Origin of the sequence: Nocardia sp. NPDC056064, assembly GCF_042266925.1 — a bacterium.
GTDB lineage: Bacteria > Actinomycetota > Actinomycetes > Mycobacteriales > Mycobacteriaceae > Nocardia.
In genome coordinates this window covers 1-16834 of the sequence record NZ_JBHJWO010000004.1, presented here as the reverse complement: position 1 = coordinate 16834, position 16834 = coordinate 1, and the positions used below count along the sequence as shown (strand labels likewise).

General features: G+C 70.8%; 18 protein-coding genes. 4 read left to right on the top strand and 14 right to left on the bottom strand.

Going from position 1 to position 16834, the window contains the following annotated elements; genetic code table 11:
- Positions 1–37 precede the first annotated feature (37 nt).
- On the top strand, positions 38–1738 hold the full coding sequence (locus ACFC06_RS27825) for an L-aspartate oxidase (RefSeq protein ID WP_375938019.1): 1701 nt from the start codon (positions 38–40) through the stop codon (positions 1736–1738).
- 143 nt (positions 1739–1881) lie between these two features.
- The gene (gene nadC / locus ACFC06_RS27820; RefSeq protein WP_375938016.1) at positions 1882–2742 is read left to right on the top strand and encodes a carboxylating nicotinate-nucleotide diphosphorylase; all 861 of its coding nucleotides are present in this window, start codon (positions 1882–1884) and stop codon (positions 2740–2742) included.
- 608 nt (positions 2743–3350) lie between these two features.
- Here the strand turns inward: nadC and ACFC06_RS27815 are convergent.
- The 6 genes from ACFC06_RS27815 to bioB form a co-directional block, all read right to left on the bottom strand.
- On the bottom strand, positions 3351–3758 hold the full coding sequence (locus tag ACFC06_RS27815) for a hypothetical protein (RefSeq protein ID WP_375938013.1): 408 nt from the start codon (positions 3756–3758) through the stop codon (positions 3351–3353).
- A complete protein-coding gene (locus tag ACFC06_RS27810) occupies positions 3755–4855 on the bottom strand; it encodes an AI-2E family transporter (protein WP_375938010.1) in 1101 nt (366 codons plus the stop codon). Before ACFC06_RS27810 ends, ACFC06_RS27815 begins: the two co-directional genes overlap by 4 nt.
- Positions 4856–4951: 96 nt before the next feature.
- Entirely contained in the window at positions 4952–5485 is a 534-nt protein-coding gene (locus tag ACFC06_RS27805) for a DUF1353 domain-containing protein (protein ID WP_375938007.1), read from the bottom strand.
- 60 nt (positions 5486–5545) lie between these two features.
- Positions 5546–6142: a DUF2567 domain-containing protein gene (locus ACFC06_RS27800; protein WP_375938004.1), complete on the bottom strand. Its 597-nt coding sequence runs from the start codon at positions 6140–6142 to the stop codon at positions 5546–5548.
- 41 nt (positions 6143–6183) lie between these two features.
- On the bottom strand, positions 6184–6393 hold the full coding sequence (locus tag ACFC06_RS27795) for a hypothetical protein (protein WP_375938003.1): 210 nt from the start codon (positions 6391–6393) through the stop codon (positions 6184–6186).
- A gap of 26 nt (positions 6394–6419) precedes the next feature.
- Entirely contained in the window at positions 6420–7433 is a 1014-nt protein-coding gene (gene bioB, locus ACFC06_RS27790; protein WP_375938000.1) for a biotin synthase BioB, read from the bottom strand.
- A gap of 148 nt (positions 7434–7581) precedes the next feature.
- Here bioB and ACFC06_RS27785 point away from each other — a divergent pair, with 148 nt between their 5' ends.
- Entirely contained in the window at positions 7582–8166 is a 585-nt protein-coding gene (locus tag ACFC06_RS27785; RefSeq protein WP_375937997.1) for a TetR/AcrR family transcriptional regulator C-terminal domain-containing protein, read from the top strand.
- 2 nt (positions 8167–8168) lie between these two features.
- Here the strand turns inward: ACFC06_RS27785 and ACFC06_RS27780 are convergent, their stop codons facing one another.
- Positions 8169–8921 carry a DUF6597 domain-containing transcriptional factor gene (locus ACFC06_RS27780; RefSeq protein WP_375937994.1) on the bottom strand — a complete coding sequence of 251 codons (753 nt, stop codon included), beginning with the start codon at positions 8919–8921 and terminating at the stop codon, positions 8169–8171.
- A gap of 62 nt (positions 8922–8983) precedes the next feature.
- Between ACFC06_RS27780 and ACFC06_RS27775 the strand changes: the two genes are divergently transcribed.
- The gene (locus tag ACFC06_RS27775; RefSeq protein ID WP_375937992.1) at positions 8984–9580 is read left to right on the top strand and encodes a TIGR03086 family metal-binding protein; all 597 of its coding nucleotides are present in this window, start codon (positions 8984–8986) and stop codon (positions 9578–9580) included.
- Here ACFC06_RS27775 and ACFC06_RS27770 read toward each other — a convergent pair.
- The 7 genes from ACFC06_RS27770 to ACFC06_RS27740 all read right to left on the bottom strand — a co-directional run bounded on the left by ACFC06_RS27770 (position 9466) and on the right by ACFC06_RS27740 (position 16686).
- Positions 9466–10863, bottom strand: coding sequence for an MFS transporter (locus ACFC06_RS27770; protein WP_375937990.1), 1398 nt, complete (start codon positions 10861–10863; stop codon positions 9466–9468). The two genes, ACFC06_RS27775 and ACFC06_RS27770, sit on opposite strands and share 115 nt — an antisense overlap.
- 40 nt (positions 10864–10903) lie before the next feature.
- A complete protein-coding gene (locus ACFC06_RS27765; protein ID WP_375937988.1) occupies positions 10904–12253 on the bottom strand; it encodes an LLM class flavin-dependent oxidoreductase in 1350 nt (449 codons plus the stop codon).
- Positions 12250–13011, bottom strand: a complete 762-nt coding sequence (locus tag ACFC06_RS27760) for an ABC transporter ATP-binding protein (RefSeq protein ID WP_375937985.1) — start codon at positions 13009–13011, stop codon at positions 12250–12252. The genes ACFC06_RS27765 and ACFC06_RS27760 overlap by 4 nt, the downstream gene beginning before the upstream one ends.
- Positions 12987–13850 (bottom strand): ABC transporter permease, encoded by an 864-nt coding sequence (locus ACFC06_RS27755; RefSeq protein WP_375937983.1) that lies wholly within the window; start codon positions 13848–13850, stop codon positions 12987–12989. Before ACFC06_RS27755 ends, ACFC06_RS27760 begins: the two co-directional genes overlap by 25 nt.
- Complete coding sequence (locus ACFC06_RS27750; RefSeq protein ID WP_375937980.1) at positions 13850–14941, bottom strand: ABC transporter substrate-binding protein; 1092 nt, start codon at positions 14939–14941, stop codon at positions 13850–13852. Before ACFC06_RS27750 ends, ACFC06_RS27755 begins: the two co-directional genes overlap by 1 nt.
- A gap of 76 nt (positions 14942–15017) precedes the next feature.
- Positions 15018–16157, bottom strand: a complete 1140-nt coding sequence (locus ACFC06_RS27745) for an alpha/beta fold hydrolase (protein ID WP_375937978.1) — start codon at positions 16155–16157, stop codon at positions 15018–15020.
- Between the two features lie 64 nt (positions 16158–16221).
- On the bottom strand, positions 16222–16686 hold the full coding sequence (locus tag ACFC06_RS27740) for an SRPBCC domain-containing protein (RefSeq protein ID WP_375937976.1): 465 nt from the start codon (positions 16684–16686) through the stop codon (positions 16222–16224).
- Between the last annotated feature and the right edge of the window lie 148 nt (positions 16687–16834).

The following is a 16834-nucleotide window of genomic DNA, read 5'->3' as shown; positions in this document are numbered from 1 at the left end:
GCCCCTCGGCTCCCGCGCGGTCGACGCGGTAACGGCCGTGACGACGACGGTTCCGGTCTCCTGGGAGGCCGAGGTGGACCTGGTGGTCGTCGGCGGTGGCGTCGCGGGGCTCACGGCCGCGCGCACGGCGTCACTGCGTGGCCTGCGCGTGCTGATCCTGAGCAAGGGCGGGCCCACCGACACCTCCACCCAGTACGCCCAGGGCGGCATCGCGGTGGTCGCGCCGCGGGGCGATTCGGTCGATTCGCATGTGCTCGACACGGTCGAGGCCGGTGCCGGGCTGTGCGAGGTCGACGCGGTGCGTTCCATCGTCGAGGGTGGTCAGGCGGCGGTGGCCGCGCTGACCGACCTGGGCGCGGTGTTCGATCTGGGCCGCGACGGCCAGATCTCGCGCACCCGCGAAGGCGGCCACAGCACCCGCCGGATCATCCACGCCGGTGGTGACGCCACCGGCGCGGAGGTGCAGCGCGCGCTCAACGCGGCCGGTCTGCCGGTGCTCTTCGGCGCCGCGGCGCTGCGCGTGCTCACCGGGCCCGACGGTGTGTGCGGCGTGGTGGCGGTCTCGCCCGACGGTTTCGGCGTGGTCCGCTCCCCCGCGGTGCTGCTGGCGACCGGTGGACTCGGCCAGCTCTACGCCTCGAGCACCAACCCACCCGGCGCGACCGGCGACGGTGTGGCCCTGGCCCTCTGGGCGGGTGCCGCGGTGGCCGATCTCGAGTTCGTGCAGTTCCATCCGACGGTGCTCTACACGCCGGGCGGGGTGGGCAGGCGGCCGCTGATCAGCGAAGCCGTGCGCGGCGAGGGCGCGATCCTGCTGGACGCCCACGGTGATTCGGTGACCGCGGGTGTGCATCCGCGCGGCGATCTCGCCCCGCGCGATGTGGTCTCGCGGGCCATCGCGGAGCGCATGCGCGCGACCGGCACCGATCACGTCTACCTCGACGCCCGCCACCTCACCGGTTTCGCCCAGCGGTTCCCGACCATCACGGCCTCCTGCCTGGCCGCGGGCATCGACCCCGCGACCCAGCTGATCCCGGTCGCCCCCGGCGCGCACTACCAGTGCGGCGGCGTCCTGACCGACACCCACGGCCGGACCGGCGTCCCCGGTCTCTACGCCGCGGGCGAGGTCGCCCGGACCGGCCTGCACGGGGCCAACCGGCTGGCCTCCAACAGCCTGCTCGAGGGCCTGGTCGTCGGCGAACGCGCCGGTGCCGCCGCGTCCGAACGCCTCGGCCTGCGCACCGATCTCGGCGACATCGATTCCTGGACACTGGAATTCGCCGACCGGGGCGTGGTCCAGCAGGCCATGACCGAGCACGCCTCGGTCGTCCGCGACGGCACCGGCCTCACCGCGGCACTGGCCACGATCGACGCCGCCCGCTCGACAGCCTCACCGCTCGACGCCGCAGCGGCGGGATCACCGCGCCGAGCCTCGGCCCCGAACCACGAAACCGCTGACGTACCAGAAGGTTTCGACTCCGCGCGAGTCCTGCGCTGGATCGAGGACGCGGCCCTCACCCTGACCGCCCGCACCCTGCTGATCGCGGCCGCCGACCGAGCGGAAAGCCGTGGCTGCCACACCCGCGCGGAATACCAGGGGCCGGTCGACGGCCGACGCCACAGCACCGCGATCCGGCTGAACGCCGACGGCGAGCTCGAGGTGCGGGCCGAGGCGTCGGTGCCTGTCGGCGAAGCACTGCCGGTGCGGTCCGGCCCGGCACCGCTGATCGCACGGTGACACTCCGTGGGCGCGTCGGCTGATCAACCCGAAGTCCCGGGTACCGCGTTCGCGTGGTCCCCGGGCGAGACCACCGGTGGCGCGCACGGCGTCGCCACCGGATCGACCCGGCGCCCCGCGCGCCGGAGAACAGGAGTGCAGTGATGGCACTGGATGCCGCTCTGGACCGTGACGAACTGCTGACGCTGATCCGCGGCGCCCTCGACGAGGACCTGCGCTACGGGCCCGATGTCACCACCGTGGCGACCGTGCCCGCCGACGCGGTGAGCAAGGCGTCGGTGGTCTCGCGCCAGCACGGCACCGTCGCCGGGATCGACGTCGGGCTGCTGGTGCTCGACGAGGTGCTCGGCGCGGACAGCTACGAGATCACCGGCCGGGTCGCCGACGGCACCCGGGTGGAGCCCGGCACCTCGGTGCTGAGCGTCGTCGCGCCCACCCGCGGTCTGCTCACCGCCGAGCGGACCATGCTCAACCTGGTCTGCCATCTGTCCGGCATCGCCACCGCCACCGCGGCCTGGGTCGACGCGGTCGAGGGCACCGGCTGCCGGATCCGCGACAGCCGCAAAACCCTGCCCGGCCTGCGCGCCCTGCAGAAGTACGCGGTGCGCGTGGGCGGCGGCGTGAACCACCGCATGGGCCTGGGCGACGCGGCCCTGATCAAGGACAACCACGTCGTGGCGGCCGGGTCGGTGGTGAACGCCCTGCGCGCGGTGCGCGAACTGGCCCCCGAGATCGACTGCGAGGTCGAGGTCGACAGCCTCGAACAGCTCGACGCCGTCCTCGCCGAGAACGTCGAACTCGTCCTGCTCGACAACTTCCCGCTCTGGCAGACCCAGGCCGCCGTCCAGCGCCGCGACGCCACCGCCCCCGGCACGAAACTCGAGTCCTCCGGTGGCCTGTCCCTCGACCAGGCCGCCGACTACGCGGGCACCGGCGTCGACTACCTCGCCATCGGCGCCCTCACCCACTCCGTCCGCGTCCTGGACCTCGGCCTCGACATGTGATCCCGGGCGCCCCGGCCGAAACCCGGGGCGCCCCATCACCATCGGGCCCACGGACTCCGCTCCCCCGCCGCATGCCACCACCCGGGCGGCGACGGCCCCACCACCCGCGACGACGGCTGATCAGGATGCAGCCCCAACGCCCACAGCGCACCGGCCCGCACCCGGACCCCGGCCACGCACCCCATCCGCCCGTCCGCATGCCGCACCCGGAACAGATCGAACCCGATCTCGTCCCAGGAGAACGGCATCCAGTCGATCCCCCGCTCCCGCAGTCAACCCCGCAGCGCGCTCTTCGGCCGGGGTGCCCCGGCGACATTGTCGTACCGCACCACCGAAACCCACTCGTCCCCCGAAGTGTTCATCACCCCAGGGTACCTACTCGTACCTGCGGTTCCGGTGCTTGTCGGAGCGACGGTAGCGACGCCCGCTCGGGACGGGGGTGGCGGCGTTGGAAGTGCGGAGGGCGTGACGGTGGCGCCAAGCGGTGAGATCGGGGCGTTCGGTGGGCTTCTGGTCGGTGGTCTGCACGATCGGGTCCTCCCCCGGGGAATGGTGACCGGTCAACGGTAGAGACGGCTGGTCGTGGGCGCCACCGGTTTTCCGGCGGGTCAGAGGTGGTAGGGCTCCCAGTTCGACACCGCCCAGATGACGATCACGTCGAGGGCGATCACGATCACCGACCACCACGGGTGGTAGGGCAGCGACAGGAAGCTGCCCACGATCGACAGTGCCACCACGCAGGTCGTGAGGACGCGCGCCCAGGTGGCGCTGAGGATCAGCCCGACGGCGACGCAGACGCCGGTGAGGCCGAGCGCCAGATCGACCCAGCCCCACGTGACCGGGTCGAACGCGTAGGCATAGTCGGGAACCCGGACGAACAGATCGCCCGCGAGCAGGGCGATCCCGCGCAGGATCGACAGGATGCTCGACACGAGCAGCAACACCACGATCAGCATGGTGATGCCCCCGGCGAACCCCTGCCGGACCGGATGCGGTGCCGAGCGGGCGGGGGTCACGGCGACTCCTTCTCCTCGGCGAGTTCCTTCTTGTTCAGTGGGGCGCCGATCAGCACGTCGGCCCAGCGGGTCGAGGGGTCGATGTCGAGCAGCAGCGCCTTCACCAGCAGAGTCAGCGGGACGGCCAGGATCGCGCCGAGACCGCCGAGCACCCAGGTCCAGAAGACCAGCGACAGGAAGGTCAGCGTGACGCTCAATCCCACGGCGTCGCCGACGAATTTGGGCTGGATGATCGACTGGATCACGAAGTTGATCACCGAGTAGACCACGATCACCCACATCATCAGCACCGGCCCGCTGTCGAGCAGGGCCAGCAGCGCGGGCGGGATGACGCCGATGACGAACCCGACGTTGGGAATGTAGTTGGTGATGAACGACAGCAGCGCCCACAGCAGCGGCAGCGGCACCCCCATCAGCCACAGCGCGCCACCGTCGAGCACCGCGACGATCGCGCCGAACACCGTCGAGACCACCAGGTATTTGCGGGTGCCGTAGGCGAATTCGCCCAGCGCGTGCGCGATGGCGGGCCGCTGCCGCGCCACCACGCCCATGCGCTGGCGGATGCTCATCCCGTCCACCGCCATGAACAGCAGCAGCGCGACGACGAAGAACAGATTCGAGAACACGCCGATCGCGCCGCCGAGCAGGTCGTCGACCAGGCCGACGAGTTTGCTCATGTCGATGTTGTGCAGTGCCTTCTGGATCTGTTCGGTACTCACCCCCAGATCGGCGAGCAGATCGCGCGCGTAGCCGAGCAGATCGTTGAGCCGCGCGGTGTATTCGGGCAGTTGCGAGGCCAATTGATAGGCCGACAGCGCCAGCGCCCCGACCAGCCCGATCAGGATGAACAGCACCGCGCACAGCGCGCACAGCATGCCCAGCCAGGCGGGCCAGCCGCGTTTGCGCGCCCACTCCTGCACCGGCTGCACCGCGATGGTGAGCATGAGGGCCAGGAAGGTCGGGCCGATCACCCCGGAGAACGCCTTCATACCGCCGATGGCCACCACGCTCGCCGCCACCGCCAGCAGGACGATCAGCCCGCGTGGGATCGACCATTCCGGTGTCGCGGGTTCGGAAGCCCGCTCGGGCAGACGCATCGGGGCCTCCTGGCGGTGGGCGGACCACTGTCGTTCCCGACGCTAGAGCGCCCACCGGCCGCGGGCATCGCCCGTTCCGGGTGAATCACACGGGCGCTAGGCGGTCTTCATCTGCGGGGCCGGCGGCGGCACGGTGGTGCGCCTGGCGAGCCTGCTCGCCGCCCAGAAGGCCAGTTCGACCAGCCAGAACAGCAGCAGGAAGGTGGTCACCACGGTGACCGGCAGGGCCAGGAACACCAGCGAGGGCACCGCGATCAGCAACCAGCGCAGCACATCACCCACCGTGGCGCCGCGCAGATGCGAACCCAGCCGCACCGCCGCCCACATCATCCAGCGCCGCGGCACCGAGATCCGGAACTCGCGCAGGCAGCGCCGGAAGATGCCGTCGGCGTCGGCCCGGCTCACTTCCGCGCCGCGGCACAGATAGTCGTGCAGGATCGCCGCGCGGGTGTAGGCGCCGTAGCGCGGGATCAACCAGACCAGCGGGCGCGGCACCGACGCGAAGTCGGTGCGGAATCCGGCGGGCACGGTGAAGGTTTCGACCGCCCCCTGATACGTGAGCGGTTCGGTGAGCCGCCAGAATTTCGCGTCCAGCTCTTCGACGACCGGGCCGCCACCGATGAATCCCATGACCGCTCCTCCCGAGCCGCCCACCTGCGAATACTCGCGATGGTAGCGATCGGGAGGGGCTCAGGCCCGGGGTTGCGGACTCGCGTCGAAATCGCCGCTCGGCCGATATTCCTGGGCCGCGTCGTGCACCGGATAGTCGTCGAATTCGGCCGGTCGCAGGTCACCGAGCAGGCCCGCGGTGCCCGAACCGAGATCGGTGCGCGGATGCAGCGCGGCCAGGAACAGCAGTACCAGCGCGGCCAGCAGCGGCTGCACGAGCAACACCAGATCGGTGCCCACCTCGGCGGGCAGCGCCACGATCTGCCCGATCGCGGGATGGTCGGGACGCGGATGCCGCACCTGCGCCACCCACTCCCCGACCCACATCATCACGGCCGCACCGAGTCCCGAGGCCGCCAGCAGCCCGACGACCAGCGCGGGCCCGCGCGCACCGCGCACCCGCCAGGCCGCGGCCACACTCAGCACCGCGACCACCGCGCCCAGACACAGGAATATCGCGATCCCGTCGAACAGGTGCATGCTCTCGCCGGTGAGGGGCACTCCCTTCTCCGGCGTGGTCACCCGCAGCCGCTGGGTCGGCGCGAGCACACCCCAGACGATCCCGGCCACCACACCGGCCACGAGGACCAGGCCGGCCACGAGACCGACCCCGATCACCTCGCGCCACAACACCTCCGGACGCGGCCGCGCGCCGAGCACTAGCGGCGTTCCAGCTGCGCCGACTCGATGACCCCGTGCCGGGAGCACTTGGCCCACCAGCCGTCGGGACTCACCTGCACGATCATCCGGCGCCCGCACTGCTCGCAGAACCGGGGCGGTTCGAGCCCGAGTGCGGCGGCGGTGGGCATCGCGTCGTCGAGACCGGGCACGATCCGCTTGCCGGTGAACGGGTTGTAGCGCTCGTCCATGTCTGTCACCCTACTGTGCCGTCGTGTCAGAGGGTGTCGTTGAAGGCCTTGATCGGCATTTTCAGCTCGCCGAGCAGGTCCAGGTCCGACTCGGCCGGACGGCCCAGCGTGGTCAGGTAGTTGCCGACGATGACGGCGTTGATGCCGCCGAGCATGCCCTGCTTGGCACCGAGATCGCCGAGGGTGATCTCGCGACCGCCGGCGAAACGCAGGATGGTGCGCGGCAGCGCGAGGCGGAAGGCGGCGATGGCACGCAGCGCGTCGGCCGCGGGCAGCACCTCGAGGTCACCGAAGGGGGTGCCGGGGCGCGGGTTGAGGAAGTTCAGCGGCACCTCGTCGGGCTCGAGCGAGGCCAGCTGCGCGGCGAATTCGGCGCGCTGCTCGATGGTCTCGCCCATGCCGAGGATGCCACCGCAGCACACCTCCATGCCCGCCTCGCGCACCATGCGCAGGGTGTCCCAGCGCTCCTCGTAGGTGTGGGTGGTGACGACCTTCGGGAAGTGCGACTTGGCGGTCTCGAGGTTGTGGTTGTAGCGGTGCACGCCCATGGCGGCGAGCTGGTCGACCTGCTCCTGGTTGAGCATGCCCAGCGAGCAGGCGACCTGGATGTCGACCTCGTTGCGGATGGCCTCGACACCGGCGGCGACCTGGGCCATCAGGCGCGCGTCCGGACCGCGCACGGCGGCGACGATGCAGAACTCGGTGGCGCCGGTCTTGGCGGTCTGCTTGGCCGCCTCGACCAGGCTGGGGATGTCGAGCCAGGCCGCGCGCACCGGCGACTGGAACAGGCCCGACTGCGAGCAGAAGTGGCAGTCCTCGGGGCAGCCGCCGGTCTTGAGGCTGATGATGCCCTCGACCTCGACCTCCGGGCCGCACCACTTCATCCGCACTTCGTGGGCGAGCTCGAGCAGCGCTTCCAGGCGGTCGTCACCCAGGCGCAGCACCTCGACGGTCTGCTCCTCGGTGAGGCCCTCGCCGCGCTCGAGCACCTGCTCACGGGCGATGGCCAGAATGTCGGTCTGGACGGGTGCCTGCGTCACGACGTGTTGTCCCTTCGTCGGGGTTCGCGCGGCGCGAGGGGTGTGATCCACCCGGCGTGGCCGCACAACTTGAACGGTGTTCAGGATAGGGTAGCGGCTGGGAGTGAGCCATCACACCCGGGTCGGCGAATCGGACGGAAGGACGCGCGTGCAACTGCGGAAGACGGATGTGGTCGATGCCGCCGTCGAGATCCTGGACCAGTACGGCCTGGCCGACCTGACCATGCGCAGGCTGGCGGGCTCGCTGCAGGTGCAGCCCGGCGCGCTGTACTGGCACGTCAAGGACAAGCAGAGCCTGCTCGGCGCGGTCGCCGACCGGATCCTGGCGCCCATGGACGAGCCCGTCGCGGCCGTCGAATGGCAGGGGCAGGTCACCGAACTGGCCCACCGTCTGCGCGACTGCCTGCTCGCCTACCGCGACGGCGCCGAGCTCGTCTCGGCCACCTACGCCTCGCGACTGACCACCAGCAAGGCCCGTGAACGCCTGGCGGGCATCGTCATCCGGGCCGGAATGACCAGGGAGGAAGCCGAACTCACGGCCTACACCCTGCTCTACTACGTCCTCGGCCAAACCGTCGACGAACAGTCCCGCATGCAGATGGACTCCGCGGGCGCCCTCCCCGACGACTCCTCCCCGCTGCTCGACACCCCCGACGCCACCGCCCGCTTCGACTTCGGCCTGCAACTGTTCCTCGCCGGTGTCCGCAGCATCCTCGGCGCCCGCATCCGCTGAACTCACCCCGGCCCGTAGCGCTGCGCGTAGCCGGTCGGTGGTTCGCCGAAGATCCGGCGGAAATCACGGCTGAGATGGGCCTGATCGGCATAGCCGAGTTCGGCGGCCAGGCAGGCCCAGTCGATCTCGCCCCCGGCGGCGAGCCGCTCGGTGATCTCGTGCAGGCGATAGCGGCGGATCACCCATTTCGGCCCGATCCCGACATGGTCGGCGAAGAGCCGCTGTACCCGCCGCACCCCGATCCCGAACCGCCCGGCCAGGGTGTCCACCCTTGTCACCGCGGCATCGGTGGCGATGGTCGTCACCATCTCGGCGGCGAGTTCGGCGAGCGGATCGGATGCCGGCAGCCGGGCGAGCAGGAAGCGCTCGACCGTGGCGGCGTCCGCGACCATCGGCAGTCCGGACCCGAAAACCGTGGTGGCGTCGACCATTCGATCACGCAGACTCGCCACCGGCGCACCGAGGAACACCCCGAACATGCCGGGCCGGAACGCGACACCGAAGACCGAACCCGCACCGGACAAGTCGCGATGGACGTGGGTGGAGCAGGGTCCGTGCAGTTCGGCGTGATCGTGGTGGAAGCTCAGATGCACCTGCGGCAGCGGCACCACCAACTGCCGGTAGGGCCGGTCGTATTCCCACGACACCGCCCAGTACCGGTCGACATAGAGTGCCAGCGCACTCGACGGCGCGCGGAAGCTGTGGCGTTGCGCGGACTGCCACGCACCGCCGAGTTCCCGCGGATCGCGCCCCATGCGGCGAGTGTATGTCGCGTTCGTTCAAGACAGCGGCCACGCGGTGGTGGTTGGCTCGAAGCATGTCCGACACCGAACGCATCGCCCAGGCCGCGGCCCCCTGGCCCGCGCTGCTGCGCGCCATCACCCCTGATCAGCTCACCGCGCCGACACCCTGCGCCGACCTCGATGTCCGCGGCCTCATCGACCACCTGCTGTTCTGGGGTCCGTCGCTGATCGGGGCCGCGCGCAAGGAGATGGTGGCCCCACCGGACGGCGGGCCGGGCGGCGACCGCAGCGACGGGATCGCCGCCCTGCAAGCCCATCTCGACGCGCTCACCGACGCGTGGCGTGACCCGGCCGCCTGGCAGGGCGTCACCGTCATGGGCGGTCCCATGGAACTGCCCGCCCCGCTGGTCGGCGGCATGGTCGCCGGCGAACTGATCGTCCACGGCTGGGATCTCGCCCGCGCCGTCGACGTCATTGTCGACTGGAACCAAGACCTCCTCGCCTACGCCCTCGCCGAGACAACCGCCACCGCCCAGCAGGGCCGCGAGATGGGTGTCTACGGCCCCGAGGTCGCCGTCGACCCCGCCGCACCACTACTCGACCGGCTGCTCGCACTCACCGGCCGTGACCCGGCGTGGACCGCGTCACCGCTGGTCGGCGACGTTTCCTGAACAGCCGGACCGCAGTCGACGACACCCGCACCACGCTCGGCCTGCCCGGCGCCCGTCTCGACCACCGTGACCGATGCCGTCACCCGCCCCGGGAACCAGCGGTACATCGCCGCCGCGCCACCGAGTCCCGCGACCGCGAGGGTGCCCGCGGCCGCGCCGAGCACCGTCACCGCGCTGATCGCGCCGACCGCGATCGGCCCGGCGAACATGCCGATGTCGTGGGTGAGCCGCCAGGCGCCGAGGAATTCGGCGCGTTGTTCGGGCGGGGCGACATCGGCGCCCACGGTCATGATCACGCCGTTGCTCAGCCCGTTGGCGAAGCCGAGCAGCACCGCGACCGCCGTCAATCCGGCCACCGACCCGGCGAACGGCAGCACCGCGTACCCGACGGCGAAGCCGATCATGGCGGGCACACCGATGGCGCGGCGGCCGTAGCGGTCCAGCAGGATGCCCGAGGGATAGGACATGAGCACGTCGACCGCGCCCGCGATACCGAACACCAGACTGGTGGTGGCCGCGTCCGCCCCGATGTGCACCGCCCACAGCGGCAGCAACGACTGCCGGGCCGCCCGCGCCGCGCCCATCAGCAGCGCACCGAGCCCGAGCGTGCCGAGCAGCCTGCGGTGCTGCACCACCACCGACCGGATCGTGTGATCGCTGACCACCGCGGGCGCGCCTTCGGGTTCCGGCATGGCGAACACCATGACGCCGCCGATGACGGTGGCCACGAACTGGATCCACAGCCCGCCGACCGGCCCGAGCCAGTGCACGGCGCCCGCGCCCAGGAACGGCCCGGCGAAGAACCCGAACCGCATCCATCCGGCCAGCGCCGAGAACGCCCGTCCCCGGTCCGCACCGGGCACCATGGTCACGACATAGGTCTGCCGGGCCAGCCCCCACACCGCCCCCGCGGCACCGTTGACCAGCAGACCCAGCGCGAACACCGCGATGTTCGGCGCGAGGATGGCGATCAGCAGCCCGACCGCGCAGGCGAGCGAGCCGAGCGCGATGGCGCGGCGCTCCCCCGTCCGCGCCACCAGCCACCCGGCGGGCAGGTCGCCCAGGATGAGCCCGAAGCCCATCATGGCCACGACCACGCCCGCCGTCCCCACCGACGCGCCCAGTTCCAGCGCGTGCAACGGCAGCATGGGAGCCGCCGCGCCGGAACCGATCCCGTACACCGCCGACGGCACGAACACCGCCAGCGCCATCGACCGCAGCCGCGTGCGCGGCGCGCCCGTCACCTGCTCACCGGCCGATTCCGAACGTCCCGTCAGCGTCACCGTGCGGGCCCGCCGACAGCGAGATCTGCTCGGCAGGCCCTCATCCCGCGAGCGCGGCGGAGCGGGCGAACCGGCTCTGCGGACGGGCCAGCCCGAAGTGATCGCGCAGCGTGGTCCCGCTGTACTCGGTCCGGAACAGCCCGCGCTCCTGCAGGATCGGCACCACCGTCTCGGCGAAGATCTCCAGCCCACCGGGGTAGTACGGCGGCATCACATTGAAACCGTCGGCCGCGCCCTGGGTGAACCACTCCTCGATCGTGTCGGCGACCTGCTCGGGCGTCCCGGCGAACACCCGGTGCCCGCGCGCGCCCGCCAGCCGGTGCAGCAGCCCGCGCAGGGTCGGCCGCTCCCGTTCGACGATCCCGGCCACCACCTGCAGGCGGCTGCGCGCGTTGTCGGTGACATCGCCCGCCCCCGCGAAGGTCTCCACCGGCACCGGCTCGTCGAGCGCCAGCGAGCGCAGCGACGTGCCGGTGATGGATTCCAGCTGCTTGAGCCCGTATTCGGGCACGGTGAGCTCGTTGAACTCCCGCTCGAGCCGCAGCGCCGCCTCCTCGGTGTCGGCGATGAACGGGCTGATCCCCGGCAGGATCTTCACCTCGTCGGCGGTGCGCCCGTACTCGGCGGCCTTGCCCTTGATGTCGGCGTAGAAGGCCTGCGCGTCCGAGAGCCGCTGATGCGCGGTGAAGATGGCCTCGGCGTACTTGCCCGCGAAGGCGCGCCCCTCGTTGGAGGCACCGGCCTGCACCAGCACCGGATGCCCCTGCGGTGTACGCGCGGCGTTGAACGGCCCGCGCACCCGCAGGTGTTCGCCGACGAAGTCGATCGGGTGGATCTTGTCCGGGTCGGCGTAGACGCCCGCTTCCCGGTCGAGCAGGATCGCATCGTCCTCCCAGCTGTCCCACAGCGCCACCACCGCGTCGACGAATTCCCGTGCGCGGGCGTAGCGTTCGGCGTGATCGGGATGCCGGTCGAGCCCGAAGTTGGCCGCCGCCAGATCGGTGCCGGTGGTGACGATGTTCCAGCCCGCCCGGCCACCGGAGATGTGGTCGAGCGAGGAGAACAGCCGGGCCAGGTTGTAGGGCTCGTAGTAGGTGGTCGACGCGGTGGCGATCAGGCCCAGATGCGTTGTCGCCGCGGCGATCGCGGTGAGCAACGTGATCGGTTCCAGCCCGGGCGCCGCGTTGTGGCGCACATCGGTGCGCAGGGCGGGGCCGTCGGCGAAGAACACCGCGTCCAGCTTCGCCGCCTCGGCGGTACGCCCGATCTCCTGGTAGTAGGACACGTCGTAGATCCGGTCCGGCCTGCTGTCGGGGTGGCGCCAGGCCGCCTCGTGATGACCGGACGGATAGATGAACGCGTTGAGACTCAGCTGCCGGGGCGCACTCATGATGCCTGCTTCACTTTCTCGAATTCGGTGGTGTCGACGCCGAGGCCGGCGAGCAGGACCTCGCGCAACCGGACGAACTCCGGATGCGCGTGCCTGCGCGGGCGCGGGGTGTCGATGCGCTGGTCGATCGCGATGCGGCCCTCGTCGAGGACCAGCACCCGGTCGGCGAGCAGAACGGCTTCGTCCACGTCGTGGGTCACCAGCAGGACCGCGGGCCGGTGCGCCGCGCACAGCGCCTGCAACAGCGCGTGCATCCGGATGCGGGTCAGCGCGTCCAGGGCGCCGAAGGGTTCGTCGGCCAGCAGCAGTTCCGGTTCCCGCACCAGCGAGCGCGCCAACGCCACCCGCTGCTGTTCGCCACCGGAAAGCTCACGCGGCCAGGCATTCTCGCGTCCGGCCAGGCCGACCTCGGCCAGTGCCGACCGGCCGCGTTCCTTCGCGTCCCGGCCGCTGAGCCCGAGCACGACATTGTCGAGCACCCGTGACCACGGCAGCAGCCGCGAATCCTGGAACACCACCGCCCGCTGGGTGGGCACGCTCAGCTCGCCCGAGCCCGGCACCTCGGCGTCGAGCTCGGCCAGCGCGCGCAGCAGCGTGCTCTTGCCCGAACCGCTGCGTCCCAGCAGGGCCACGAACTCGCCGCGCCGGATCTCGAGGTCGATCCCGTCGAGCACGACCCGCGTCCCGAAACCCCTGGTCAGCGCGCGGGTGCGCACTACCACTCGTTCCTGGCTCAGTCGCCCAGTGTCTGTCGCCATGCCAGTACCTTCCGTTCCGTGGCCCGCACGGCGAGGTCGCCGAAGAGTCCGAGAAGTCCGTAGATCACCAGGCCGACCACGATCACGTCGATCTGCCCGTAGGTGCGCGCCTGCGTCATCAGGTAACCGATGCCGCTGGTCGCGTTGACCTGTTCCACCACCACCAGCGCCAGCCAGGAGATGGTCACCGCCAGCCGCAGCCCGAGGAAGAAGCCCGGCAGCGCCCCCGGCAGCGCGATGCGCCGCACGAAACCCCACCGCGACAGCCCCACCGTCTCGGCCAGCTCCACATACCGCGCGTCCACACTGCGCAGGTAGGCGTGGGTGTTGATGTAGACCGGGATGAGCACACTGGTCGTGATGACGATCAGCTTCATCTCCTCCCCGATGCCGAACCACACGATGAACAGCGGGATCAGCGCCAGCGTCGGAATCGCGCGTTTGATCTGCACCGGCCCGTCGACGACCGCCTCACCGAGGCGGCTGAGCCCGGCCACCAGGGCCAGCACCACACCGATCAGCACGCCGAGCCCGAGCCCGATCACCGCGCGTTGCAGCGAGGTCAGCAGGTTGGACTGCAGCCTGCCGTCGGCGAGGAGATCACCGGCGGTCTGCGCGACCGTCCACGGCGCGGGCAGCGTCTCCGGGTCGATTCCCCCGACCGCCGAGCCGACGACCCAGACCCCGATCAGCAGGGCCGGACCCAGCGCGAACCCGAACGGGATCGGCCGTCCCGGGCCCAGCCTGCGCTTGCCCCGGCCGCGCGGCGCGAGCGCCTCGGCCGGTGCCTGCGTCGTGCCCCTGATCCGGCGCAGTACACCGGCGTCGAGCGTGGCCATCAGCTCGCCGCCGGACTGAACGCGGCGCCCGCGGCGGTCACGGCCTCGGTGATCGCGGCATCGAAGCGCAGGTCGAAGCCGTCGGTGGCCCGGATCTTCTTGGGCAGCTCACCCGCGGCGTCGATGGCGTCGATGGTCGTCTGCTGCCGGGCGACCAGCGCCTGGTCCAGGTGCGGGAAGGTGTAGGTGCCCAGCGACTCGACGATGCGTGCGGCGTCGTCGGCGCTGACCTTCTGGCTCTCCACGTAGTAGCGGGTCGCCCATTCCTCGCGGTGGGTGTTGGTCCAGTGCCAGGCCCGCACGAACGCGCCGACCAGCGCGCGGGTCGCCGCGGCCTTGGCCGGGTCGGTCACCACGGCCCGGCGCGCGTAGACATAGGCCAGACCGCTGTAGATGCCCGCGGTCTCCGAATCGTCGATCACCGAGGTGCCCTGGGTGCGCAGCAGCCGGGTCACGTTCGGCTCGATGAGCGGGGCGACGTCGACCTGACCGGTGCGCACGGCGTCGAGGAACTCGGCCAGCTGCAGCCGGACCAGCTGCACGTCACCGGTGCTCAGTCCGGCCTTGGTGAGCGCCTTGAGCACGGCCGCCTGCTGGGCGGTGCCCTCGGCGTAGGCGATCTTCTTGCCCTTCAGATCCGTGAGCTTGGTGATCGACCGTCCCGGCGCCACAGCGAGTTTCAGCGCCTGCGGGTTGGTCTGATACGAACCGACGATCGGCACGTCCTGACCGGCGGCCAAGGCGTGGATGGGCGGCACGTCACCGACCTGGCCGACATCGGCCGCCCCCGCCCGGAAGGCTTCGAGGATCGCGGGCCCCCCGACGAAGTTCGCGAACTCGATCTTGAACGGCAGCTTGTCCAGTTCACCGGAGAGCCGCAGCGCGGTCTGCAGACGCTCCTGCTGGTCGGCGACCACCAGCGTGGTCCCCGGCGGGACCTCGGTCGGCAGGGGCGCGTCCGGGGTGCCGACCGGCGTCTCGCTGCCGCCCGAGCACCCGCTCAGGCCGAGGGTCGCGATGGTTGCCACCGCGAGAAACGCGGCGGTGGCGCGGCCACGCAGGCCGGGCAAGAAATGATTCGGTCGGTGCATAGCTCGGATTGAAGCAATTACGGTGGTGAGCTAATACCTTTAGCCTTAGCGTGATTCGAACCGCGCGAACACCCCGTCATGGCGTGTTCGCCCGCTGGTAGCGCTGCACGAACGGCAGCACCTGCGATTCGATGACCGCGTTGTATTCCGCGGGCCGCTGGCGCGGATCGGCGTGCTCGATCTGCCGGGGCCGCACCACCAGCAGCGTGCCGTCGACGCCACCGGAGAGCTCGATCAGCACCCGATGCGAGTACTCCACGTCCACGACCTGGTCGCGGTCGCCGTCGCGCGGCCGGATGAACACGATGGCCGGGCGCTGCTTGTCCGGATACTCCTTGGCCAGCGCCCGCAGATCCCCCGCCGCACCACCGGCGACGATCGCCAGGAACTGCGCCTCGATCAATCCGTTGCTGGCCGCGTCACGCGAGAAGATCTTGTCGCGCAACACTTCCCCGAACGCCCCGCGCAGCTCACCGAGATCGATCTCCGGGAGCGCTCCCCGCTCCCGCCGCAGGAAACGGTCCTGACGCGCGGTCGTCTCCACGGCCATGCGCAGCAGCCTGCTCTCCCTGGCTCCGGGCAACCAGCCCATGAACCGGACCAGGTCGGTGCCGCGGCCCCGGCTCTGCGGCCGCACCGCGTCCAGGTCCACCGGCGTGCAGTCCAGCAGCACCGCCACCAGCCTGCGGTCGCTGCCCAGATGGATGTGCCGGGCCACCTCGAGCGCGATCACCCCACCCATGCTGTGCCCGACCAGCACGATGTCACGCACTCCCGCGCGCTGGGTGGCGCCCACGATCATGTCGGCGATCACCTTGGTGTCGATACCGGCGTTGTCGTAACGCACCCCCCACACCACGCCCAGGTTCCGCAGCGAGGGCAGCGCGGCCGCGGTCGGCGCCGCGTTCAGCCCGCCCAGACCGACCAGGTCGATGACGGCGGTATCCCAGCCGTCCTCGTGCAGCGGCGGCGCGACGGGCAGCAGCGCCGGGGTGGTGTGCGCGAGCCGTTCGCGTTCGGGCGCGATGTCGTAGCGCCAGTACTGGCCGAACAGTGCCAGCACCGCCACCGCGACCAGCGCGCACCGCAACACCGCCAGCCGGACCCACCGCCACTTACTCCATTGGTGACCGAGCCGGGTTTCGCGCAGCCGCGCCCGCCGTCGCGCATCGTCATAGTCCGCGACGGTGGACGGGTGTCGAGCCGGCGACGACATCCCTCCACTGTAGGGACGCCTCTTTACGGGTAGCCGACGCCGAAAATGGCGGTCGCGCTACGGATCAGTCGACCGTGCCACGCTCGGCCAGCGCGACGAGCTTGCGCAGCGCCATCTGCCAGCCCAGTTCGTTGTCGGCCGGGCTCAGCCCGTGCGGCACGTCCTCGTGCAGGATGTCGAGGCGGGTACCGCTGTCCTCGTCGGTCAGGGTGAAGGTGACCGTCTGCGCACCGGTCATCTCCGGCCTCTCGGTGACGAACTCGAGCACCTCGACCACCTGCTCGTCCGGTGTCAGCTGCCGGAACGTGCCGAAATAGGCGTCGTGCTGCGGAATGATCCCCGCATCGGTGACCTCGTCGTAGATCAGGGTGATCGAGAACGACCCGCCCACCTCGGCCTCGAACCGGTGCACCTCACTGGCCATGCCGTCGGGCACCATCCACATCCGCACCGCGTCCCCGTCGAGCAGCAGCCGGTAGACCTCCGCGCGGGACGCGTTGATGTGGGTGCCGATCTTCGTCGTCGCCATAGCTCCACGGTAGCCGACGAACAAACGCAAAAAGGCCCCCAGCACAATGCTGGGGGCCTTTCGCAATGATGTTCCGGCGGTGTCCTACTCTCCCACACCCTGTCGAGTGCAGTACCATCGGCGCAGGTGGCCTTAGCTTCCGGGTTCG